The sequence below is a fragment of the Enterococcus sp. AZ163 genome (genome assembly GCF_050498925.1).
Lineage (GTDB): Bacteria > Bacillota > Bacilli > Lactobacillales > Enterococcaceae > Enterococcus_A > Enterococcus_A ferrettii.
In genome coordinates, this window is record NZ_JBIPAO010000001.1 from 1,959,330 (window position 1) to 1,980,636 (window position 21,307).

The following is a 21,307-nucleotide window of genomic DNA, read 5'->3' on the forward strand; positions in this document are numbered from 1 at the left end:
TGAGAAGATGAGTCAAGTCATTCTGTTATCCAGCTGTCCTTATGCCGAACAGTCGTTTGAAAAAAACCTGAAGCTTTTAGGGCACGAAGTATTTTGTACAAGTCAACTAAATCACGAGCTCAATTTTCATGGCACAGGTAAGCAATTATTCCACTTTTTTGAGTACGTATTTATTAGCGAAACGATCTCTGATGAACAAACTAAATCAATTATTGAAGAGTTGGATTCGCTTCCTCTGACAATTATCAGAAAGGTTAGTCAGCAACCAACAAAGCAAAAAGCATCAGAGTGGGAAATGCAGGGAATTAGCAATTGGCTCCTAAACATTAGTAATATAGAAGAAATTCGAGATAAAATGGTGCTGGCAAGTAAAGAAATGGTACATAAAAGAAGAACAACCAGCAAACCTTGTCTATCACAATTAGAAAAGGAAAATCTCTTTTTTCAATTGCATTGGACAAAAACAGAGAAGAGGATCATGGATGCTTTTCTGAAAAATGAAGGAATATTTATTACTAGAAACCGTCTATGCGAATTAGTTTGGAATTCGGAATGTACACAGTCTAGGTTGAGTCAGCTGTCATACACCATTAATAAATTAAAGAAAAAGCTGAAAGATGTTGGAATAAACGAAGAAATGATTACTACAAGCTGGGGCAAGGGGTACCAGTTAAATCCAACGCTTTCCGAGCTGCTGCAACAGCAAAAATAGCAGTTCAATTTTTTCATATGCAGCAGGACTATTAAGCAATTTACAGTAAAAAAAGCAGAAAAACCATAGAATGAGGTGTGTGGTTTTTCTGCTTTTTAATTTGGATAAGCTATTGAAGTATCACTACGAATCAGGTTATCTGAGATAATCGTATAATCATTTGATGCTCCAAACGCTCATAGCGACCGCGTTTCTTTCCAACCAAGTCCTGTAATTCTTGCCGGTAAAAACTTAAATCCTCCTGAATGGTTTGATCAAAGGTCGGCCTGCTGTAAGGCTCCATTTGGCTTTCGATAATCAACTGATCGTCTTTTTGAGTAATATGCAGCGTTGCGTCACAGCCAATGTGCTGTTTTAAAACCAATAATTTTTCAAAGACTTGAATCAAAAGCTGCAGCAGTTCTTCTTCTAATAGCTGATTTTTCTTTTGCAGGCTGAAGGTACAGGTTAGTTTTCCATTCAGCTTTTTGAAAGCCTCCTGGTAATGTTCTTCTAAAATACTCAGTGTGAGATTGATTGGCTGCGTTTGTTCTTGGTTTTTTTTGTGAATCAGAGAGCTGAAATAAAGGGTTAAGCTCTCCAGCTTTTGATCAAAGGAAGCCGAGCGAATTGCTGAAGATTGTACCTCTTTTTTGTGTTTGGACAAGGCGGTATATTCTTCCCAAAAATGATACCCGCAAATTAAGACAGCTAGAGCTGTAAATAAAATCATCGGCCAATCGATAATTAGATTGGCTGCACCAATGAATAATTGGATGTAAAAGAAACAGTGAATAACTGCGGCCATCACAATCCCTGGTGAACAAATGACATAGAAGCGATTGTCAGAGGCTGCTTCTAGTAGTGAGATCATTGCGGTGTACAAGGTCAGAAATACGTTTAAACCACTGGCTACCTGCAGAATCATGGGTAAAGGTATTTGCTGTGTGATTAAACTGAAGATGGTTGTTGCCAGCAGTGAATACTCGATAATAATCACTGGCAAGTACCATTTACGATACAGTGTGTTTCTCAGCCAATAATAGCTAGTCAAAGCAATTGGAATCAGAATGGATGTCAAACTATACCACAGAGACAGCTTATCTGGTGTAAATAAAGTGCCGGTAGAAAGATTGTTTACCGAAGACTGGATTCCGACTAATAAGGAGAAGGCACATAAAAGTCCGGTTAAGGCGATTCGTTGTTTATTCAATTTTTTTCGAGAGATCAACATGACGACAGCCGAAAGACTAATGCCCAAACAAATGAACAATATAATCATTTGCGGTACGGAATGCATTAGAAAAAAGCGAGCTATTTCATCGGCTTCACCTAGAAAGACTTGAGCAGGTAATCCAGCATAATACTTGAAAGGACTTTTTGTAACAATTCGTAAGGTTTTTTGGTAATAATCCTTGGGCAAAGTAATTTTGGTAAACAGCAAGCCCGGATTTTCTTGCTTTGCAGTTTCTTGGTATTGGTAAATGATTTGGTTGTCTAACAATACTGTGACCCACTGGTGATTGGCACGTAGAATTAGTTCTGGATTTGTTATGGATTGTCGCAAGGATTGCTGCATAATTAAAGATTCGTTCGGATCTACAAATTCAATGCGGCGGGTATTTTCACCAAAAAGCTGCTGATCGGAGTGATTTTCAACAAAAAAGGCCCAGTCGTTTTTCATCTCCATAACATCTGTTTTTTTAATTTCTTTGCCGATTTGAAAAAAAGTAAAAGAAAATAAAATTAAAATAACGGTAATTATTGTAATGAGCACAGAGGTGTGTCGAGTTTGGAAAGAGAATAATTTGCTGGTTTGTCCGCTGTTTCTTTGGGACATAAAAAAATACCTCATCTTTCATTAGTCTTTTTATTTTAGAATGATAGCTACATTAATAGTATCATATTAGAAAACAATTTAAAATTGGAAATAAATTCAGAACAAAAGATAACTGTCGTAGCTATTAGGCGAATAGGTATGATATGATATTGGGGAATTAAACATAGTAGAAAAATGGAAGGGGAAAAGAATGAATTACTATAAAAAAATAACCGTTTTTTATGGTGCGGTTATTGTGTTCTTCTTTTTGCTTACAACACTTACAATTGTTATTCCTCGTTTGCTGGAGGTTACCCCATATGTTGTAGAAGACAATAAAATGGCGCCAAAATATAGTAAGGGGGGCTTGCTGTTTGTTCGTCCTAACAGGAGACAGGCTCAAGCGGGAGACTCCATTACGTATTACGAAAATCAAGGTCAGTCAGTGAAAACACGTCGTGTACTGTCTGTTGATGAGAAGATCAATGGCTATTTTGTAAAAGGGGATAATGTTTCAAATGCTGAAATGGGTTTGGTGCATTTCCGTAATTTCATCGGCAAACCGGCTTTTTATCTGCCCTATATTGGTTTCTTAGTGAATACTCAATTTATGAATATGGTAAAAGCTTCATTATTCTTATTGGCGATCGTGCTGACGTTGCTGACGATTTTGTATCAGAAGAGTTATTATAGTAAGAAGGAAATACTAGAGAAGACTTGTGATGAATAAAGAAATATCCTTATCATAGCGACTGGCTATAGTAAGGATATTTTTTTGCTAATTATTAAAATGGAAACATCAAAGTGGTCTGAAAAACTTTCTTCAAATTAGTTTCAACAGTCATTGTTCCTTGGTGAGCGTGTGTAATTTGTTGGACTAAATGCAGGCCTAGACCATGACGCAGCTGCAAATGTTCATCAGTGCTATTCAGAGGATTGCTGTCTATCCATTGCTGCAAATCACGCTTCGAAGCACCTTGTCCATCATCAGTTACAATAATTGCAAAAGCCTGTGCTTCCAACGACAAAGAAATTTGGATGTTGCAGCCTTCAGGATTGTGCTGAATACTGTTCTGGACGAGATTATTAACAGCACGTGTTAGTAATCGTTCATCACAGGTGAAATAGAACGTCTCGGCCTTTGCGGGAATGACTAACTCCAGTTCGTATTTGTTTGAAATACCTGAATTTAATAATTCTGCTGCATATAAGCGAAGCATCTTTGCAACATGAGTTGAGGCTTTGTTTAGAGGCTGCATGTCGTATTCCAATTGCGAGACTAAATTCAGGTCTTGAACCAGTTCTTTGATTTTGATACTTTGCTGCAAAATAATCGCTGCCTGTTCTTGTGTAGCCTGGTTAGTAGTCTTATCTGCAGCGATTCGGTCTGCGTATCCCAAAATCATAGAAAGAGGCGTTCGAATATCGTGGGATACGCCGCTGATCCAGTTGGCACGGGCCTCGTTTTGCTGGTTCAATTTATAGGAAACGAGGTTGAGATTTTTAGCTACCTCAGAAAGCTCATTTTTAGTTTTTAGCTGAACGGTTTCACCGGCAGATAACTGCTGAAGACCTTCAACAATCGGCTGAGTACTGGCAATGATTTTTCTTTTGGATAAAAAGTAAGCACCGAAAAGTAAAATAAAATCTAAACTTAAAACGACGAACACAAAGCCTGGCAATGATTTGATTGTTTGAATCGGGTAGTAATTGCTCATTAATTTTGTGAAGCTGTTTTTGGGATAGCCGAGAACGAGCAAACCCGCTCCTTCTTTTTGAATAAACACAGGATAATCTGCTATATAGCCTTTAGAAAAGGTTGCAACATCCTGTAGTGAATAAGCTGTCGGAACTCCTTTAGGCAAATCCAGCGACCAGACTGCTTGGCCGGATTCATCAAGATACATTCCCCAAATATTTTGTTCCTCTAGTCGTTGTTTGCCTTGATTACTTAATCCTTCTGCTGAAAAATCCTTGGTGGTTTGTTCCAGCATCACTTTGGGAGAAGGTGTCTCCTTGCTTTGAAAAATAATCTTCTGAAAAGCTAAACCGAACAGGATCAAATTGATTAAAAGCAGCAATAAAATGAATCCCGCGAAAGCGGATAGATACTTTGTAATGTATTTGCTGAATGAGTGCATTAGTCAGTCCTCTTTATCACTAGTTTATACCCGAGACCTTTGACAGTTAAAAGAGAGGTTGGCCGGGAAGGTGCTTCTTCAATTTTCTCCCGAATCCGTCGTATATGAGCCATCAAGCTATTTTCGTAGCCAAAAGGATTGTCCCCCCACACTGCTTCACACAACGTATCAATGGTAACAATTCTTCCCGCATTTCGAGCTAGAGTACTTAACAAGGTATGTTCAGTAGCGGTAAGCACCAACTGAGTTCCATCAGCGCGAGAAACTTCCGCTCGACTAAAATCAATCCGACAAAAATCCAATTGCGTACTGATAACATCTTCTTTGTAGCATCTACGTAAGACCGCATGTATTCGCAGCAGTAATTCCTGAGGCAAAAAAGGTTTAACGATATAATCATCCGCCCCCAAACCTAACCCCTCCAGCTTATCCACTGGCTGATCTTTGGCCGTCAGAAAAATAACAGGAACCTCAGTAAACTGACGCAGCAACTGAAACAAGGTGAATCCGTCACCATCTGGCAGCATCATATCTAGTAAAATCAATTCCGGCTGCAGATCTTTTGCTTGAGCCAAACCCTGTTTCATATTGGAGGCTGTATGAAGATTTCGAAAGCCATCATCCTGCAAAATGGAAGTTAACAGCTTTAATAATTCTGGTTCGTCATCAACTAGAAGCAGCCGTCTTTCTTTTAGATAGGAATTTTTCATGCTGTCCCTCCTCATTTTTTATTATTATAGCATTCCCAATAAAGCTATTTTCCTTAACAATGAAAAGGTAAGGTAAATGTAAGGTCAGCAGGAGGTTGTCGTAAGCTTAGTACTGCATGATAGAGGAAAGAAAGCGAGGCGACTGATTTATGGAAGTTATTACCACTAATCGATTAACAAAACGATACAAGGAGTTTACTGCTGTAGATAATTTGACCCTTCATATTAAGAAAAATAGCATTTATGGGTTTATCGGACCCAATGGCGCTGGAAAATCGACGACGATGAAAATGCTGTTGGGTCTAACCTCTCCTAGCGACGGCGACTTTTCTATTAATGGGAAAAGGTTTCCTAAAGATCGAATGGAAATATTAAGTGAGGTAGGTTCATTTATAGAAAGCCCTTCGTTTTATCCCAATTTAACAGGAAGGGAAAATCTTATAATTATTCAACGTATTCTTGGCTTGGAGAAACAGGCGGTGGATGAGGTGTTGGAGCTAGTTGATCTTAGCAGCTTTGGTGATCGGTTAGCAAAAAATTATTCATTGGGAATGAAGCAGCGGTTAGGATTGGCAACGGCTTTAATTGGTCGGCCGCCCATTCTTATTCTCGATGAACCAACAAATGGTTTGGATCCGACGGGGATTCATGAGATCCGTAATCTGATTCGGTCATTGCCCACCTTATACGATTGCACCATCTTGATATCGCCACATATGCTAGCTGAGATTGAACAGATGGCAACTGATGTGGGCGTGTTGAATCATGGCCGGCTGCTTTTTGAAGGAAGCCTAGATGCGTTACGGCAACAAGGAGAGGCAAGCCAACATCTAGAGGATATCTTTCTAACAATGATCCAAAAAGATAATGCTGCAAGGAAACAGAGGGCTCGTTTATGATGGAATTTTTGATTGAATTACGAAAAGAAAAGCGCACTGGGATTATTTGGATTCTTATTGCAGTGGGCATAGTAGGGGCACTATACAGCCTGCTAAATTTTGGTCTTCGCAAGGATTCTTTGTTGGGACTTCCGCTGCCGCCGATGGATATTTTACTGACTCAATTATATGGAGTAGTGTTGATTTTTAATTTGTTTGGGGTGATTATGGCTGCTTGCTTAATTTATCAATTGGAATTTAAAGGACAAGCAGTAAGAAAAATGTATGTACTGCCCATTACGTTATCGAAATACTATTTAAGTAAGTTTGTGATTCTTACAGGGGGTCTGTTTATGGCTATTGTGCTGGAAAATGCCGCGTTGGCAAGGATTGGTTTGACAGAGCTGAGCGAGGGAGCCTTTGATTGGCCTACATTGTTGCGATTTGCTGGGTATTCCTTTGCAACAACTTTACCCGTATTAACCTTTATGTTGTTGATAGCTGCTCATTTTGAAAATATTTGGCTGCCTTTAGGAGTCGGTGTAATTGGATTTTTAACCGGATTAATCTTTGCTACAGTCAAGCCAGCTATTTTCTTACTCCATCCATTTGTCCTGTTGTTTCGTCCAGCAGTAGCTATGACAGTGGAGGTTGATCCTAAAATAGTGGTTCTGTCATTTGGAGAAGCGGCCATATTTTTAACCGCTGGTCTGATCGCAACTAAAAAAATACGTTATGTATAAGGAGTGGCTTTACATGAACTTTTCTAAATTGCTAAAGAATGAGCTTCTGAAAATCAGGCGTTCAAAAATAATTCCCCTGCTATTTATAGCACCAATTTTGGTGGTCGTCTCGGGAATTGCTAATATCAGTCAATATTTTACTCCAGAGTATACGAATGCTTGGGGAGCAATGTTTGTCCAAAGTGCATTAGTGTATGCGTACTATCTTTTACCGTTTAGCATGATTGTCTTTTGTACCATGCTATCTGCACAGGAAACTCAAAATCGAGGCTTAGTCAAAATGCTGACATTGCCAGTCAGCAGGTCGGCCTTGTCATTATCAAAGTTTTGTCTACTGGTACTCGTCTTACTGGCAGAAATCATTATTTTTTTTCTAGTTTTTGTCGTTGCTGGACTTGCAGCAACGCAAATGATGGGAGTGCCTGGTGGAATACCTGTTTTTCAGATTTCATTGTGGTGCGGCGGATTGTTCCTAACCATGCTTCCATGTATCGGAGTGATTTGGCTGCTGACAGTTTTATTTTCCAAACCGATTTGGTCGATTGGATTAAATCTTTTGCTGACAATTCCAGCTATTTTGGCAGCGAATACTTCTTTTTGGATCGTTTATCCTTATTGCTACAGCGGATATTTTGTGTCGCTCCTGCTGAATGCTTTTTCAACAGGAGCGACCACTAGTGCTTTGCAATGGTTTCCGTTTCTTCCTATAGCCCTGCTGATTTTTTTACTCGCTTTACAGCTGTCTTCTGGGTGCTTTGGAAAAGTACGAATGTAAATTGTTTTGCTTTCCGTTTTCTTTTTAGTAAGGATTCTTTTTTAGGATATAGGCAATTCTCTCTGGTGCAGCAGGTATTTTAACACCAGTTGTCAATGCAGTATTTCCGAATTAGCCTCTCAAAATCAATTGCCTATGACTAATTCAAAAATAAGCAAAGATCGTGACCAATTAAAGAAACTGCTGAACCGCGTTTGCTGGGAAAAGTGTTCTCGCTGATTTAAATGATCACGGACAGCTCCATGCCGCTGGTTGCCCTTGTCTTTGGACCATTGGCTGATTGGGTCACAGGTATACTATTGCTGGGAGTTGGTGTCCTTCATAAAAATAGTTATTTAAGCTTTTGGTTGTTTGTTGAACTAGCGGCTGAAGGCAAGCGTCCCTGACTTAATTCAAATGTGAAGGAATCACGATTAATGTAGCCCACGGTTTGCTGGCTATCATACAACTGTAATAAAAACTGAGCCATTTCTTGACTAGTATGGTAGGTGCCAAAAGCCTGGTCATAATCATAGGATTCTGCTTGATTAGCAACTTTACCAAACTCTGTTTTAGTGGCGGCTGGGGCTAAAACCTTGGCCTGCATCTTAGCGCCAGTAGTTTTCAGCTCATCGGCTAACCCTTCAGTAAAAGCACTGACAAAGAACTTGGTGGCACAATAAACAATTGCCGTAGGAACGATTGTGTAGCCGCCGGCAGAAGAGACATTAATTAGCTGGGTACCCGGTGTATTGCGGTATTTTTTTGCAAATAGGGTGGACAGTAAGGTGAGCGCTTCGATATTCAAATGGAGCATGGCTTCGATCATTTCAATGTCATTTGTTGCCAGCTCGCCATACATACCAAAGCCTGCATTGTTGATCCAGGTTTCTATTTCGTAAACGGACAGTTTTTCAAAAAGTGGTTCGATAGATTGAATTACGGATAGGTCCGTTGGGTATAGTTGGACATCGATCTGTGGATTTTCTGCCTGAATAACCTGCTTAAGCTGAAGCAATTGTCCTTCTCGTCTAGCAATTAAGAGGAGATTTTTATTGCGTCGTGCAAAGGCTCTGGCCGTTTGTTTGCCGATTCCTGAGCTGGCACCAGTGATTACAGTGTATTTTTTAGTGGTCATTTTTGAGTCCTCCTTCATGTATAGTAATAAAAATACATGCTGGAGTATACTCCATGTCAAGCGAGTTATTCTGTTTTATTTTGTTCAGTCAGCATCTTTTGATAGACAGCAATTTTCTGATTCAGAAAGCTGATATGCTGTTCAATTTCGACTTTCTGCTGGTAGAGAAGTTCCGATTGCGCCAATAGTAAATTTAACCGTGGTTGAACAGTTTGATCCCCCTCGTAGCGGAGTCTAGAATAAGTTTGAATATCCTTCAGCTTCATTCCTGTCAGTTTCAATTTACGAATAAAGGCCAACCACTCCACATCTTTTTCATCAAAAATCCGTCGATTATTATGGTCTCTTTTAGGGATAATAATTCCTTGTTTTTCATAGTAGCGCAGGGTATCGATGCTAAAGCCTGTTAATTCTGAAAATTTTCCAATGCTGTAAATCACTAGCGCTCCTCCTTTGCTTGTACAGTTATTTTAAAGACAAGTATATCGTAAAAGGTTACGATCACCAATAGCTTTCGTTGTACTTTAGAGGAACCATCAGGGGGAGACTGATTCAAATTTTAACCCCGCGTAAATTTATATTAGGGTGGCCTATAGAAATTTTTTTAAGCGACCAGCTTTTATTTTTTTCGTTTCTGCTAAACAGTAAAAGTTGCCTAAGAAATAGAAAAATAGCGTCGTAATCATCAAAAAATGCAGGTATGATGAGTGGACCATTTTTATTTTTGGTAGAGGAGAGATAGATATGAAAACGAATTGGGATGGCTTAACGACTGATCAGGTTGAAAGACGATTAGCAAAGTATGGAAAAAATCAATTGGAACAAAAGAAGAAGGAACCTTTCTATTTAAAAGTCCTTCATATTATTTTAGAACCAATGTTTCTCTTATTGGTGGTAGCTGCACTGATTTATTTCTTTTTAGGTGAGCCGCAGGATGGGCTGATTATGCTGACTTTTGTCGTCGTGATTATTGCAATTGAAGTGATTCAGGAATGGAAGACAGATCAAACCTTGAATGCTTTGAAGGATCTGTCTGCGCCTAGAATCAAAGTAATTCGCAATAAGCAAACAGTCGAGATTTTAAGTGAGGAACTAGTTCCTGGAGACCTAATGCTGATTGAAGAAGGAGTAAAGATCCCGGCGGATGGTTATGTTATAAAAGCGAGTGATCTGAGAGTAAATGAGTCCTCGTTGACTGGGGAGGCTGAAGCGGTCTGGAAAGTACTCGCTCTTTCTGAAGAAAATCTGGGTGCGGATTATTGGCGTGAGGACTATGTCTACACCGGGACACTGGTCACGACAGGAAGTGCGACGATACTAGTGGATAAAACCGGATCACAAACGGAATACGGAAAAATTGGCAAGCATTTAGTGACGGCAGAAAATGCTCCGTCTCCTTTAGATAAACAAATAGGCAAGCTGGTAAAGGCGTGTGCAATAATCGCCTTTATTTTTTTATTGCTTGTAGCAGTGGTTACTTTCTTCAATGATGATACCTTAGCCTTTACCGACCGCATAATTCAGAGTATTTTATCTGGAATTACCATTGCAATGGCTATGATCCCTGAAGAGTTCCCCGTTGTGTTGACGATTTTTCTATCGATGGGTGCTTGGCGTTTAGCTAAAAAGCAATCGTTGATTCGTAAATTGCCAGCAGTTGAAACTATGGGCTCGGTATCGGTTCTAGCGGTGGATAAAACCGGAACAATCACGGAGAATAGGATGACGGTTACTGATAGTTGGGTGACAGACCAAGCAGTTCAGCAGCGTTTCACTGAAATTGTGGGCTTAGCTTGCGAAACTGAACCCTATGATCCAATGGAAATTGCGATTTTGGAATACGCAGCTGAGCATAATTGGGATAAGCAGGCATTGTTTTCTGATGTGTTAATTACGGAGTATCCTTTTACTGATGAGTTGAAAATGATGGGACATGTTTGGCAGAAACAGGGCCGAGCTGCAATTGCAGTTAAGGGTTCGCCGGAAAGCGTTCTATCAATCTCTAATCTTTCAAAGGAAGAGCAGCAAGCGGTTTTTAAAGAAATTGATCAATTTGCTAAAAGGGGTTTGCGTGTTCTGGCAGTAGGAGAGCAGGTAGTCGCAGCAGCAGACGAAGTTCCCGCCTCAATTAAAGACTGTTCTCTTACTTTCTTAGGATTAATTGGATTAAGTGATCCGCCGCGCCTTGGGATAAAACAAGATATTTTACAGTGTCAAAGAGCAGGAATTAAAGTAGTAATGATTACTGGAGACAACGGAATTACTGCTAGTGCTATTGCTAGGCAAGTGGGAATTGCGAATGCAGAGTATGCGATGACAGGTCAAGAAATTGATCAGCTAAATGAGGAAGAATTGGCAGAAAAAGTGGTAGATATGACTATCTTTTCACGGGTAACACCTGAACACAAAATGAAAATTGTCAAAGCATTTAAACAAAACGATGAGGTTGTAGCAATGACGGGCGATGGAGTAAATGATGCACCAGCGTTAAAATATGCGGATATTGGCATTGCGATGGGCAAACGTGGATCGGAGGTTTCTCGCGAGGCAGCGGATTTGATTCTGATGGACGACAATTTTTCTACTATTGTTAACACGATTAAGGATGGTCGGAGAATTTACGATAACATCAAAAAAGCAATCGGTTATATTTTTGTCATACACATTCCGATTGCTTTAACTGCTTTGTTCGGGCCGCTTTTAGGAATAGCCCAAACAGCTTTATTTTTACTACCTACGCATGTTGTGCTGCTGGAGTTGGTGATTGATCCCACATGTTCGGTGGTGCTGGAAAGGCAGCCAAGTGAGCCTGACAATATGAATCGTCCACCAAGAAATCGCTATGAGAGTATTTTGTCAACAAAATTGTTAGTGAAAAGTGTGATTCAAGGTCTGGTCATTTTTATCGCATCTTTTGGTGCTTATTATCTTAGTTTGCAGCAAGCACCGGCTAATGATGAGTTGGCACGAACAATGGGATTGACTGTTTTAATCATTTCTAATATCTTTTTAGTCTTAGTGAACAGTTCGAATCATTTGCTGGGAATGCAAACCTTCCTCCAGTTGCGCCATGATAAAGTGATTTGGGGAATATTAGGCGGGACCATCGTTGTTTTACTCGGTCTAATTTATTCTCCTATTAACGGCTTTTTAGACTTAGCAGCATTATCACTTCCACAATTGGCATTGTGTGCGCTCCTAGGTATGGCAGCGGTTTGCTGGTATGATGTGGTCAAATTGGTTATCAATAGGCGTGAAGTTCAAGAGCTTCCGATAAAGGATTGATTAACGATTGCAGAGAACTAGGAATTTTGGAATTCTATGCAGTCCATAGAACCTAAAAATACCCCTCTTTTTGTTTACTGACAAACAAAAAGAAGGGTTCTTATTTTTATACCGCAGTCCAGCCACCATCGATGGCAATAGTTTGTCCTGTAGTATAAGAAGAGTTTTCAGAAGCAAACAATAATAATTGCCCCAAGAGCTCTTCGATTTTTCCTGGACGTCCAATTGGCGTACGGAATTGTAATAGTTGTTCGACGGATTCGTCGATTATCATCATCTCACTTGGAAACATACCTGGTGCGATGGCATTGACAGTGATATTGTACTGGGCCCATTCTTGCGCAAGACTGCGGGTAAAGTTTGGTACAGCTCCCTTTGTAGCATTATAGGCAAGGTTTGGCATTTGCATGCCAGCTATCATACCAAACATCGAACCTGTATTAATGACCCGGCCGTATTCATTTTCAATCATATTTTTTCCAACTTCTCGTGCCATTAAGAAATATCCGGTTAGGCTGACATCCACGACCTTTTGCCAATCTGCCAAAGATAAATCAACGGAAGGTGTCACCTGAATCGATCCAGCATTGTTCACTAAGATATCGATTTTACCAAAATGATCTACAACTTTTTGAACTGCAGTAACCACAGCACTTTCGTCAGTGACATCGACAGGAACAGGCAAACATACTCCACCTGCACCTTCAATTTCATTTTTTACTTCTTCTAAACGTTCAACCCGACGAGCCAAAATGGCAACCTTCGCTCCGTTCTCAGCTAAAGCTTTTGCGTATTCACGACCTAATCCTGATGATGCACCAGTAACGACAGCCACACGACCAGTTAAATCTAAGTAATTTTTCAAAAAAAAACCTCCCTTTTTTTCTATAATTTTAACAAAATGAAAACCTTTTCACAAGTAGGTGGGATGACCGCTTTCTAGTAAAGTTAACTTACTAATTTTTGGCGTGATCAAAATTGCTGAGCTATCAGTGAGAAGTATTAGGAAATGGGTGGCTGATCTTTTGAGTAAATAAAAAAGTATCAACAGAAAATCTCTTCCTGTTAATACCTCGATAAGTAGTTAAAACGATGTTTATTACGTGCCAGGAGGGATTCGAACCCACGACCGCTCGCTTAGAAGGCGAGTGCTCTATCCAGCTGAGCTACTAGCACAAGTAGTTTAGCAACAATAGCTATTATAGAAAAACTACTTTAGAATGTCAATCATTATTGAGTTATTTTATTTGATCAAACAGATATTTCTGGATCAGCTGCACCGTTTTTGTATTCTCAATGAGCGATCCATGATCTGCATTTTCATCAATAGTGATTTCTTGATAACTTTTAGAATCGCCATAGATAAGTCTTCCGGCTAAAACACTGGTTAGGGGAACTGTCCCATCGGTGTTTTGATTGTCAACATTTCCGCTAATATTATAAACAGAGATATTCTTCGGAATATTGTCACGGCCCTTTAAATAGTCCATCAATAGGGGACTCTTTTTTCTTGGTTCGGTAAAGACAGTGCTATTGTCGTTGTCTTCCCAGTCTGTTCCGTTGTAAGGAGTTCCGAGTGTTACTAAATGATTGAGGGTGGGGTCACTTTTTTGCTGCTCATTCTCTAAATAGCCGGTGAGGATTAATCCGCCATTAGAATAACCTAAATAGTCGTAGGTAGAAAAGGCATAAAATTGTTCTGTATAGGCAAACGCCTTTTGCAGCCATTCAGATTGCTTAGAAAGGGACTCATCTGAGCCGTCATCAAAGGCAACGACTAAAATCGGATGTTGGGTTCCAGTCGAAAATTTACCAGCTGCTTGGACCGAGCCATCTGTTTCGACAGTGAGCTTCACTACATCAATACCAGACTCTTTCTTTTCCAATGTTTTAATTAACCCGTCAAACTGATCCACATTGCCATTTGTGCCGGGGACCATTACAACTGGTTCCGAAATTGGCAAAGCATTCAATTCCTGCGGCGAAGCAGACGCTCGATTTTTTGTTCCGATCCAAACTAACCCAAAGGTAATAATAGTAATGATCAAATAAGTAACCAGCGAATTCTTTCTTTTGTTCAAGCAAAGGACCTCCCATACAGTGTCTTCCTCTTTAGTTTATGCTGCTTTGCCTTGGGAACAAGAGAAAATAGAAATTCTCAAGAAAAAAGTAAAAATTGAGCCGTTTTTATTTCTCTTTGGTAATCAATGCTACGCCATCGCCTAAAGGAAGCAAACTGGAGGTTAGGTCAGGAGCTTTAGTGACAGTCTCTAAAAACTCATTCAGCTTGCGGTAGATCGCTCGATTTTTCCGTGGTGTTTCTTCGATCGGGTGGAAAATAGTTCCAGCTTGGAAAATATCATCTACCATCAGCACACCACCAGGTCTTAGCAAACGCAAGCATTCTGGTAAGAAAGTAATATATTTTGATTTAGCACTATCCATAAAGATAAAATCGTAGGGGCCTTCAAGTGTTTGTAATAATTCGGCTGCTTCGCCTTCCAATAAAGTCACTCGCTCTTCTAAACCCATTCTTTCAAAAGTAGCTTTGGCTTTTTCGATCATGATTGGAAAGCGATCGATGGTGGTGATATGGGAATCTTCACCTAAAGTTTCAGCCATTAAGCTGGCAGAAAAACCAATCGCTGTTCCGATTTCCAAAACTTCCTTTGCTTGTAATTGTTTTAGTAGAAATTGCATAAATACGACAGTTTCATGAGGAATGACAGGGATCCCTTGTTCATGAGCGTAGGTTTCTAATTCGCCTAATTTGCCGGTTAATTGCTTTTGTTCTGTTCGCATGTAGTGTAAAACGTCCTGATTTACAATTGGACGGTGCATCATTTCGTTGCGCATGTTGCTACCTCTTTTCTTCTAATAATAAGCCGAGGTTTTTCCAATCCTCAGCGATACTTTCTGTTAATGAACGATTATAAAAAATTGCGGCTGGATGATACAAGGGATAGACTAAATATTCTTTGTGAGAAAATTGATACTCGTTTTGTTTCTGATTCAGCTCTTGAACGGGCCCTTGATAAAGTTGTCCATGCAGCTCAGTAATCTGGTGACCGGGCCCCAGAAGTCGTTGTAATCCAATGTTGCCTAAGGTAGCAATTGCAGGTGGATCAATAATGGACAGTTCATAATCCAGTATCGGGGCATGAGCCAACACTTCTTTTTTTGAAGGTGTCCGATTAGGATAAACCGTTTCTTCTTGGTTTGTCCGGCGATTGATGCGATGCACTTCCTTAAAAGGACGACTGCGAACGGCGCTAGTGATATAAGTGTTTTCTCGAGTTAGTCCGATGGAAGCCATAGCACTCAGCAATTCTTTACCGGCAGCTCCGCTAAAGGGAATAAAGTTTTCGACTTCGTTACGCCCAGGTGCTTCACCAACCAGCATCAGTTTTGGCTTAATAGGTCCTTGTCCAGTGACAAAACCTTCCAAGCGCATTCCGGCAGATCTCTTTTGGACCAGCGTTACTAGTATTTCCGGATATTCCATGTATTTCACCTCGCCTTTCTATAGTAAAGAATAACCCGGTCACTCGTCAATAATTTAATCATTGACTTGATAGTATTTTTTTAGTAAACTAAGAATGTTGTAATTGTGGACTCCACAGCTACAACCGCACAGAGCAAGTCTTAAGTACGCAAGTCACTTGTGATGGCGAGTCTAAGTATAAATTATAAGGAGGTGCCACAAGCATGTACGCAATCATCAAAACAGGCGGCAAACAAATCAAAGTAGAAGAAGGTCAAGCAATCTACATCGAGAAATTAGATGTTGAAGCTGGCGAAAAAGTTACTTTTGATCAAGTTGTTTTAGTCGGCGGTGAAACTACGAAAGTAGGAGCTCCGATCGTTGAAGGTGCAACCGTTGAAGGTACAGTTGAAAAACACGGCAAACAAAAGAAAGTCGTAACATTCAAGTACAAACCTAAAAAACATTCACACCGTAAACAAGGTCATCGTCAACCTTACACTAAAGTTGTCATTGACTCAATCAAAGCGTAATAAAGAAGGTGCCTAAATGATTACAGGTACATTCAAACGGAATGATCGTGGCCGAATTGTTTCCATTGAAGTTACTGGACATGCAGGATTTGGTGATGAAGGCGAAGATATTATCTGTGCCAGCATTTCAACCTTAGCATACAGTGTACTGAATAGCATTGATTCTCTAGCAGGCTTTCAACCAATTGTTGAAATTAATGAAGTTGAAGGTGGCTATCTTTATGCAGAAATGCTTGAAGATATTACTCAAGAGCAAATCAATATTACGCAAATTTTATTGGAAAGCTTACTAATTGGCTTTAAAACGGTCAAAGAAGAATATTCTGATTATATAACTATTAGAACAATCAATAATGAAGAATAAGGAGGTAACCGATATGTTTTTAAAATTGAATTTACAATTATTCGCTCATAAAAAAGGTGGCGGTTCAACTTCTAACGGACGTGACTCAGAATCTAAACGTTTAGGCGCTAAACGTGCAGACGGTCAAACTGTTACAGGTGGATCAATCCTTTACCGCCAACGCGGTACAAGAATTTACCCAGGCGTAAACGTGGGTAAAGGCGGAGATGATACTTTGTACGCTAAATGCGACGGCGTAGTACGTTTCGAACGTAAAGGCCGCGACAAAAAGCAAGTATCAGTATATCCAGCAGCTCAAGAAGCTTAATTAGTAATGCCGACTAGAATCCTTTCGGGGGTTCTAGTTTTTTTTTGTTCAAACCACAGACATTTTTGCTGTACATATATTTTACCAAAAGATATTTCATTTAACTTGAGAATGAAAATTTGAAGAGAATAACTTGTAAACTTTCACCCTCTTAGGTACTATTACTCTATGTTTCTTTTAGACTATATAGTTGGTAGGCGATTTTTTGGAGAATAAGCTTTCTTTTAAGCAATATTTGTATGTAGGATCCATGCTTTTTGGTCTTTTTTTTGGAGCAGGAAACTTAATTTTTCCTGTGAATATGGGTCAATTGGCGGGTGAGAATGTTTTTCAAGCGAACCTAGGGTTTTTGGTTACAGGAATTGGGCTGCCTTTTTTAGGTGTCATCGCTATTGGGATTTCTCAAAGTAAAGGGGTTTTTGAGTTAGCCTCAAAGATTGATCGAAGGTATGCTTTTATCTTCACCATCTTGATCTATCTGGTTATCGGTCCTTTTTTTGCGTTGCCGCGGCTAGCCACCACGTCATTTGAAATTGGTTTGGCTCCATTTATTGATAGTGGGAATCAATCAATAGTTTTGGCAGCCTTCAGTTTAGTATTTTTTGCAGCAACCTGGTTCTTTTCACGCAAGCCGACTAAGATTTTGGATTATGTAGGGAAATTTTTGAATCCGATCTTTTTGCTTCTGCTAGGTACGCTGTTGTTTTTAGGATTTACACGTCCATTGGGTCCGGTAGCAGGTGCGGTGGTGCAGCCAGCTTATCAGACCACCGCTTTTTCTAGAGGATTTATCGAAGGATACAATACTTTGGATGCTTTGGCTTCACTGGCATTTGGAATTATTATTGTAACTACTATCCAGTCCATGGGTATTAAGAAGCCGAACCAAATTGCTAGGGATACGATTAAGTCTGGAGCAATTAGTATCCTATTGATGGGTATCATTTATACTTTGCTGGCTTATCTGGGAGCAATGAGTCTTGGGAAATTTGCCTTGAGTGAAAACGGCGGTATTGCATTAGCACAAATTGCGAATGAATATCTTGGGACAGCTGGCAGTATCTTGTTGGCATTGATAGTTATTTCTGCTTGCTTGAAGACAGCAATTGGCTTAGTTACAGCTTTCTCTGAAACGTTTGTTGAGCTGTTTCCAAAACGCAGCTATCAATTTTTCATCGTCGTGGCTAGTGTATTGCCTTGTTTGTTTGCGAACATTGGATTAACAAAAATTATTCAAATTTCTTTACCAGTTTTAATGTTTGTCTATCCGTTAGCAATGACCTTGATTTTATTGTCTATTGTCAGTCCACTCTTTAAGCAGCGGAAGGTTGTTTATCAAATGACCACCGCGTTTACTATTATTCCAGCAATTTTTGATGGATTGGCAGCTAGCCCTTCAGGTATTTTGAGACTGCCTGTTATCGACGCACTGTTAATTTTTGTCGGAAAATACTTACCCTTTTTTCACATCGGTATGGGTTGGATTTTACCAGCGCTCGTTGGCTTCTTGATTGGGTTAATTTATGCGCTGTTTACGGAGAGAAGAACAGTCGCTTAGGAAGGCTAGTCTTGAGAAAAGCTCACCAATCGGTGGGCTTTTTTTGAGGATTGTAAAAGCAGATAGAGTTTTTAGGATAAACTCAGTAAACCTTCTTAAAGTTCAAGGAGTGTCTTTAACGAAAGTGGCTAGCTGCAAAAATTAGGAAGTACTTGACTGATCAATTGATCACATGCGATAATATTCATATGAATAAACAAACATGTGAATTGGGGTTTTTAAATGATGATTAGGGGTTTGATGTTGGGAATAGTTTTAGTTTTTTATTCCGCTTATTTCATGAAGGCAGTATTATTAACGCGTCAGGGGATTAAGGTAAATTTTCTAGGAGATAGTGAGGAACCTAAAAAAAATGTACGTTTTGAAAGACTGTTGCTGGCCGCAACTGGAGTGGGAGGAGTTGTCCAAGTTACTGTGCCATTTCTTACAGAGCCTGGGCCTTTGCTGTTAAGTATGCTGGGATTAGGATTTGCTTGTTTGGGAGCTGGGGTTTTTATTATTGCTGTGAGAACAATGCAAAATAATTGGCGTGTTGGGTTTAGTGAAGGCCAGGAGACTGAACTGGTGACTAAAGGGATTTATCAATACAGTCGTAATCCGGCATTTGTAGGTTTTGACTGTTTGTATATAGGCATAGCGTTGGTGTTTCCAAACATCGTAACAATCTCATTGGCAATTGGTGCTTTGATCCTTTTTCATCTTCAGATTAATCAAGAGGAAGCTTATCTCGCAGCTGAATTCGGTGAAAATTATCGAGATTATCAGCAAAAGGTCAGAAAATATTTTTAAGATAAAAAATCGATCCGCGGGGACCGATTTTTTTGATCTAAGACTGAATGACTTCTTTGATGGTTCGGGTGTTTAGCTGATAGGATATACTGGAAAACAAAAGGCTTAAAACTAGCAGAATGACAAAATAGGTACCAGCTGATGACCAGAGTGTTTGAACCAGAATGGTCGAGAAGTTGCTTGCTGAAATACCTAGTAGCAGCAGTCCAGTAATCAATACAAATGACAAAAGGGGTAAAAGAAAGCGGGTTAGCAGATCGATCAAGGCGAATTTCTTCAACGCTGACTGACTCTTACCTAAATAATGTAAAATGCGAAAATCATTTCTTGTCTGATAACTGTCCACCATTTGCAGCAGAGATAGCAAGCAAAAATAAAGAAAAGTAAATATAAAGCTTAAGACACTTTGCAGAAAAACCATATATTCAGAAACTGAAAAGGTTGGGAACAATCCCGACTTTAGTGCATTGGCGAAGGCCAAGGAGGCGAACGCAAACAGTAGACATAAGGAAAGAATGGTGTACAGCATCACATTGGAGCGATGGCTGCTTAGAAGCTTGCTGATATGCAATAGACGGTTATTCTCATAAAGCCTAGCATTTTCCGGTTGGCGGAATTTTTGTAACTCTAGAAAGCCAAATTTGTAAAAAGAGTAGATAGAAGAGATCAATGGAACACTCAGCATGGAAGTGAGGGAATAGCCAAAGGATTCAAAATCCCACAGTATCAGACCGCTAATAATTATTGTGAGAAGCGTGCTGATCAGGCAGGTTTTCTTCCAAAAGTTAAGGGTACGTTTTTCTCTTCGTTCCTGCTGAGCGTTCATATCTACCAGCTGACCTAGTGGCAGCTGTTTAATTTTTCGACGCAAAAGGATGCCCGTGAACAATTCAATCAGCAGCAAGCAGCCGAGATTTTGAACGAAAACTGTAAATAAGGGAACGTTTAGTGAAAGGTTTGATCCACCTAAAAGCGTAAAGATACTAAAAAGGACAGCTCCTAAGAACGTCCCCAGTAATAAACAAAGTATTCCCAGCCAAAATAATTCAACACAAATTAACAGGGCAATTCGATCTTTATTCATCCCTAATAAAGAATAGGTAGCGAGTTCTTTTGAGCGTTGTTTAAGAAAAAATTGATTCATGTAATGAAGCATCGCTACGGCGATCGAAACAATCAGCACCGGAAGGGAGGTGCCTTCAATTCCGGTTACGGTTGAAATAGTTGAAATAATATTGGATAAACAAATGATGGCAGTTAGAACAGTTAGGGTAATGATATAAATCGAATAATCCTTTAGCGAACGTCGGGCATTGCGTAAGGTTAAGTTAAGATACATGGGCATCATCTCCTAAAGCACCCATCAACTCAAGAATTTGATGAAAGCTTTCTTTTTGGGTTTGGTCTTTTGTGTGAAGCTCATTAACGAATTGGCCATCCTGCATGAATAAGACACGTTGACAATGACTGGCAGCAATGGCATCATGAGTGACCAGCAATATTGTTGTTCCCAGCGTTTCGTTCATGGATTCCAAAATAGTCAGCAGCTGCTTGGTTGATTGGGTATCCAAAGCACCAGTAGGTTCATCGGCTAAAATTAAGTCCGGCGAAGTTGCTAAGGCCCGAGCACAAGCACAGCGTTGTCGTTGACCACCGGAAACTTGGTGCGGGTATTTGGCTAATAGTTTTTCAATTCCCAATTTAGCAGCAGTCTCAAGGACCAATTGATAGATTTCCTGTTTAGGATGTCCTTTGACAGTTAGAGCCAAGGCGATATTTTCCTGCAGGGTCAAATTTCCCAGCAAATTGTAGTTTTGGAAAATAAAACTTAAGTGCTGGCTGCGAAAATCGGCCCGTTGTTTTTCCGACAGTTGGAAGAGATCTTCGTTTCCTAACAGTACAAGTCCAGAACTAGCGAAGTCTAAGGTAGAAAGAATATTTAGTAGGGTAGATTTTCCTGAACCAGAAGCGCCCATAATCGCTACGAATTCACCTTTTCTAACGGAAAAGGAGAGGTTATCCAAGGCTTTGTAGTGATTGTCGTCTGTTTCATAGGTTTTGGTAAGATTTTTCACTTCTAAAATACGCATAACTCAACTCCTTAAAAATTATT

At 39.8% G+C, this 21,307-nt stretch carries 22 protein-coding genes, 1 tRNA gene and 1 other annotated feature; of the genes, 11 read left to right on the forward strand and 12 right to left on the reverse strand.

Annotation, left to right across the window (positions count from 1 at the left end):
- Nucleotides 1-7: 7 nt before the first annotated feature.
- Entirely contained in the window at nt 8-712 is a 705-nt protein-coding gene (locus IGI46_RS09260) for a helix-turn-helix domain-containing protein (RefSeq protein WP_429963027.1), read from the forward strand.
- A gap of 130 nt (nt 713-842) precedes the next feature.
- On the opposite strand, the gene IGI46_RS09265 is transcribed toward IGI46_RS09260, so the two are convergent.
- Nucleotides 843-2,381, reverse strand: coding sequence for an MFS transporter (locus tag IGI46_RS09265; RefSeq protein ID WP_429973311.1), 1,539 nt, complete (start codon nt 2,379-2,381; stop codon nt 843-845).
- A gap of 340 nt (nt 2,382-2,721) precedes the next feature.
- Between IGI46_RS09265 and IGI46_RS09270 the strand changes: the two genes are divergently transcribed.
- Entirely contained in the window at nt 2,722-3,240 is a 519-nt protein-coding gene (locus IGI46_RS09270; protein ID WP_429963029.1) for a S26 family signal peptidase, read from the forward strand.
- Nucleotides 3,241-3,295: 55 nt separating this feature from the next.
- Here IGI46_RS09270 and IGI46_RS09275 read toward each other — a convergent pair whose 3' ends face one another.
- Together IGI46_RS09275 and IGI46_RS09280 are read right to left on the reverse strand one after the other, a co-directional pair.
- A complete protein-coding gene (locus IGI46_RS09275; RefSeq protein ID WP_429973312.1) occupies nt 3,296-4,651 on the reverse strand; it encodes a sensor histidine kinase in 1,356 nt (451 codons plus the stop codon).
- The gene (locus IGI46_RS09280) at nt 4,651-5,361 is read right to left on the reverse strand and encodes a response regulator transcription factor (RefSeq protein ID WP_429973313.1); all 711 of its coding nucleotides are present in this window, start codon (nt 5,359-5,361) and stop codon (nt 4,651-4,653) included. Before IGI46_RS09280 ends, IGI46_RS09275 begins: the two co-directional genes overlap by 1 nt.
- 149 nt (nt 5,362-5,510) lie before the next feature.
- Between IGI46_RS09280 and IGI46_RS09285 the strand changes: the two genes are divergently transcribed.
- Genes IGI46_RS09285 through IGI46_RS09295 form a run of 3 tightly spaced genes read left to right on the forward strand, consistent with a single transcriptional unit; the run spans nt 5,511 to nt 7,757 of the window.
- Nucleotides 5,511-6,260 carry an ABC transporter ATP-binding protein gene (locus IGI46_RS09285; RefSeq protein ID WP_429973314.1) on the forward strand — a complete coding sequence of 250 codons (750 nt, stop codon included), beginning with the start codon at nt 5,511-5,513 and terminating at the stop codon, nt 6,258-6,260.
- Nucleotides 6,257-6,982, forward strand: a complete 726-nt coding sequence (locus tag IGI46_RS09290; RefSeq protein WP_429973315.1) for an ABC transporter permease — start codon at nt 6,257-6,259, stop codon at nt 6,980-6,982. Before IGI46_RS09285 ends, IGI46_RS09290 begins: the two co-directional genes overlap by 4 nt.
- A gap of 13 nt (nt 6,983-6,995) precedes the next feature.
- On the forward strand, nt 6,996-7,757 hold the full coding sequence (locus IGI46_RS09295; RefSeq protein ID WP_429973316.1) for an ABC transporter permease: 762 nt from the start codon (nt 6,996-6,998) through the stop codon (nt 7,755-7,757).
- Nucleotides 7,758-8,088: 331 nt separating this feature from the next.
- Here IGI46_RS09295 and IGI46_RS09300 read toward each other — a convergent pair whose 3' ends face one another.
- Nucleotides 8,089-8,874, reverse strand: a complete 786-nt coding sequence (locus tag IGI46_RS09300; RefSeq protein ID WP_429973317.1) for an SDR family NAD(P)-dependent oxidoreductase — start codon at nt 8,872-8,874, stop codon at nt 8,089-8,091.
- Nucleotides 8,875-8,939: 65 nt separating this feature from the next.
- Nucleotides 8,940-9,314, reverse strand: coding sequence for a MerR family transcriptional regulator (locus IGI46_RS09305; protein WP_429973318.1), 375 nt, complete (start codon nt 9,312-9,314; stop codon nt 8,940-8,942).
- 304 nt (nt 9,315-9,618) lie between these two features.
- Between IGI46_RS09305 and IGI46_RS09310 the strand changes: the two genes are divergently transcribed.
- Nucleotides 9,619-12,159 carry a cation-translocating P-type ATPase gene (locus IGI46_RS09310; RefSeq protein ID WP_429963037.1) on the forward strand — a complete coding sequence of 847 codons (2,541 nt, stop codon included), beginning with the start codon at nt 9,619-9,621 and terminating at the stop codon, nt 12,157-12,159.
- A 106-nt stretch (nt 12,160-12,265) separates the two neighbouring features.
- Here the strand turns inward: IGI46_RS09310 and IGI46_RS09315 are convergent, their stop codons facing one another.
- The 5 genes from IGI46_RS09315 to IGI46_RS09335 all read right to left on the reverse strand — a co-directional run bounded on the left by IGI46_RS09315 (nt 12,266) and on the right by IGI46_RS09335 (nt 15,664).
- Complete coding sequence (locus tag IGI46_RS09315; protein ID WP_429963038.1) at nt 12,266-13,024, reverse strand: SDR family NAD(P)-dependent oxidoreductase; 759 nt, start codon at nt 13,022-13,024, stop codon at nt 12,266-12,268.
- Nucleotides 13,025-13,261: 237 nt separating this feature from the next.
- Nucleotides 13,262-13,335, reverse strand: a tRNA-Arg gene (locus IGI46_RS09320).
- Nucleotides 13,336-13,397: 62 nt separating this feature from the next.
- A complete protein-coding gene (locus tag IGI46_RS09325; RefSeq protein ID WP_429973319.1) occupies nt 13,398-14,240 on the reverse strand; it encodes an alpha/beta hydrolase in 843 nt (280 codons plus the stop codon).
- Between the two features lie 106 nt (nt 14,241-14,346).
- On the reverse strand, nt 14,347-15,015 hold the full coding sequence (locus IGI46_RS09330; RefSeq protein ID WP_429973320.1) for an O-methyltransferase: 669 nt from the start codon (nt 15,013-15,015) through the stop codon (nt 14,347-14,349).
- A gap of 4 nt (nt 15,016-15,019) precedes the next feature.
- Nucleotides 15,020-15,664 (reverse strand): uracil-DNA glycosylase, encoded by a 645-nt coding sequence (locus IGI46_RS09335; RefSeq protein ID WP_429973321.1) that lies wholly within the window; start codon nt 15,662-15,664, stop codon nt 15,020-15,022.
- Between the two features lie 112 nt (nt 15,665-15,776).
- Nucleotides 15,777-15,847 (forward strand) — a sequence feature (ribosomal protein L21 leader region).
- A 20-nt stretch (nt 15,848-15,867) separates the two neighbouring features.
- Between IGI46_RS09335 and rplU the strand changes: the two genes are divergently transcribed.
- From rplU to IGI46_RS09360, 5 genes are all read left to right on the forward strand, one after another.
- A complete protein-coding gene (rplU, locus tag IGI46_RS09340) occupies nt 15,868-16,176 on the forward strand; it encodes a 50S ribosomal protein L21 (protein ID WP_010755682.1) in 309 nt (102 codons plus the stop codon).
- A gap of 16 nt (nt 16,177-16,192) precedes the next feature.
- Nucleotides 16,193-16,540 carry a ribosomal-processing cysteine protease Prp gene (locus IGI46_RS09345; RefSeq protein ID WP_429973322.1) on the forward strand — a complete coding sequence of 116 codons (348 nt, stop codon included), beginning with the start codon at nt 16,193-16,195 and terminating at the stop codon, nt 16,538-16,540.
- 13 nt (nt 16,541-16,553) lie between these two features.
- On the forward strand, nt 16,554-16,847 hold the full coding sequence (gene rpmA / locus IGI46_RS09350; RefSeq protein ID WP_429973323.1) for a 50S ribosomal protein L27: 294 nt from the start codon (nt 16,554-16,556) through the stop codon (nt 16,845-16,847).
- Between the two features lie 205 nt (nt 16,848-17,052).
- Nucleotides 17,053-18,405: a branched-chain amino acid transport system II carrier protein gene (brnQ, locus tag IGI46_RS09355; RefSeq protein ID WP_429973324.1), complete on the forward strand. Its 1,353-nt coding sequence runs from the start codon at nt 17,053-17,055 to the stop codon at nt 18,403-18,405.
- A 222-nt stretch (nt 18,406-18,627) separates the two neighbouring features.
- The gene (locus IGI46_RS09360) at nt 18,628-19,194 is read left to right on the forward strand and encodes a methyltransferase family protein (protein ID WP_429973325.1); all 567 of its coding nucleotides are present in this window, start codon (nt 18,628-18,630) and stop codon (nt 19,192-19,194) included.
- 37 nt (nt 19,195-19,231) lie between these two features.
- Here the strand turns inward: IGI46_RS09360 and IGI46_RS09365 are convergent, their stop codons facing one another.
- Nucleotides 19,232-20,533, reverse strand: a complete 1,302-nt coding sequence (locus IGI46_RS09365; RefSeq protein ID WP_429973326.1) for an FtsX-like permease family protein — start codon at nt 20,531-20,533, stop codon at nt 19,232-19,234.
- Nucleotides 20,523-21,284 carry an ABC transporter ATP-binding protein gene (locus IGI46_RS09370; protein WP_429973327.1) on the reverse strand — a complete coding sequence of 254 codons (762 nt, stop codon included), beginning with the start codon at nt 21,282-21,284 and terminating at the stop codon, nt 20,523-20,525. Before IGI46_RS09370 ends, IGI46_RS09365 begins: the two co-directional genes overlap by 11 nt.
- Between the last annotated feature and the right edge of the window lie 23 nt (nt 21,285-21,307).

Bases quoted from the DNA above. Each gene is read 5' to 3' on its own strand.
- IGI46_RS09260 (WP_429963027.1), top strand. From the start codon at position 8: ATGAGTCAAGTCATTCTGTTATCCAGCTGTCCTTATGCCGAACAGTCG.
- IGI46_RS09265 (WP_429973311.1), bottom strand. From the start codon at position 2,381: ATGGAGATGAAAAACGACTGGGCCTTTTTTGTTGAAAATCACTCCGAT.
- IGI46_RS09270 (WP_429963029.1), top strand. From the start codon at position 2,722: ATGAATTACTATAAAAAAATAACCGTTTTTTATGGTGCGGTTATTGTG.
- IGI46_RS09275 (WP_429973312.1), bottom strand. From the start codon at position 4,651: ATGCACTCATTCAGCAAATACATTACAAAGTATCTATCCGCTTTCGCG.
- IGI46_RS09280 (WP_429973313.1), bottom strand. From the start codon at position 5,361: ATGAAAAATTCCTATCTAAAAGAAAGACGGCTGCTTCTAGTTGATGAC.
- IGI46_RS09285 (WP_429973314.1), top strand. From the start codon at position 5,511: ATGGAAGTTATTACCACTAATCGATTAACAAAACGATACAAGGAGTTT.
- IGI46_RS09290 (WP_429973315.1), top strand. From the start codon at position 6,257: ATGATGGAATTTTTGATTGAATTACGAAAAGAAAAGCGCACTGGGATT.
- IGI46_RS09295 (WP_429973316.1), top strand. From the start codon at position 6,996: ATGAACTTTTCTAAATTGCTAAAGAATGAGCTTCTGAAAATCAGGCGT.
- IGI46_RS09300 (WP_429973317.1), bottom strand. From the start codon at position 8,874: ATGACCACTAAAAAATACACTGTAATCACTGGTGCCAGCTCAGGAATC.
- IGI46_RS09310 (WP_429963037.1), top strand. From the start codon at position 9,619: ATGAAAACGAATTGGGATGGCTTAACGACTGATCAGGTTGAAAGACGA.
- IGI46_RS09330 (WP_429973320.1), bottom strand. From the start codon at position 15,015: ATGCGCAACGAAATGATGCACCGTCCAATTGTAAATCAGGACGTTTTA.
- IGI46_RS09335 (WP_429973321.1), bottom strand. From the start codon at position 15,664: ATGGAATATCCGGAAATACTAGTAACGCTGGTCCAAAAGAGATCTGCC.
- rplU (WP_010755682.1), top strand. From the start codon at position 15,868: ATGTACGCAATCATCAAAACAGGCGGCAAACAAATCAAAGTAGAAGAA.
- IGI46_RS09345 (WP_429973322.1), top strand. From the start codon at position 16,193: ATGATTACAGGTACATTCAAACGGAATGATCGTGGCCGAATTGTTTCC.
- rpmA (WP_429973323.1), top strand. From the start codon at position 16,554: ATGTTTTTAAAATTGAATTTACAATTATTCGCTCATAAAAAAGGTGGC.
- IGI46_RS09360 (WP_429973325.1), top strand. From the start codon at position 18,628: ATGATGATTAGGGGTTTGATGTTGGGAATAGTTTTAGTTTTTTATTCC.
- IGI46_RS09365 (WP_429973326.1), bottom strand. From the start codon at position 20,533: ATGTATCTTAACTTAACCTTACGCAATGCCCGACGTTCGCTAAAGGAT.
- IGI46_RS09370 (WP_429973327.1), bottom strand. From the start codon at position 21,284: ATGCGTATTTTAGAAGTGAAAAATCTTACCAAAACCTATGAAACAGAC.